Raw genomic sequence first — 413 nt, 5'->3', positions numbered from 1 at the left:
GTCCGAACTGGGACTCTGTTTTTGGGGTTTGCTCCGGATCGCTCCTTCGCTTCCCTCTATTAAGAGCCATTGTAGTACGTGTGTAGCCCAAGCCATAAGGGGCATGATGACTTGACGTCATCCCCGCCTTCCTCCGCATTGTCTGCGGCAGTCTCTCCTGAGTCCCCGGCCGAACCGCTGGTAACAGAAGATAGGGGTTGCGCTCGTTGCGGGACTTAACCCAACATCTCACGACACGAGCTGACGACAGCCGTGCACCACCTGTTTTCTTGTCCTCCGAAGAGGAACAGGGTATCTCTACCCTTAGCAATCAATGTCAAGGCTTGGTAAGGTTCTTCGCGTTGCGTCGAATTAAACCACATACTCCACCGCTTGTGCGGGCCCCGTCAATTCCTTTGATTCAGCCTTGCGGC

At 54.7% G+C, this 413-nt stretch carries 1 rRNA gene; it reads right to left on the bottom strand.

Annotated elements, in window-relative coordinates:
* A 16S ribosomal RNA gene (locus tag NM10_RS12850) occupies positions 1-413 on the bottom strand; the annotation flags it as partial.

Origin of the sequence: Megasphaera sp. NM10, from assembly GCF_000417505.1 — a bacterium.
Classification (GTDB): domain Bacteria; phylum Bacillota; class Negativicutes; order Veillonellales; family Megasphaeraceae; genus Megasphaera; species Megasphaera intestinihominis.
Note: the sequence above shows the minus strand (reverse complement) of the source record. Positions and strands in the feature narration are given on the sequence as shown.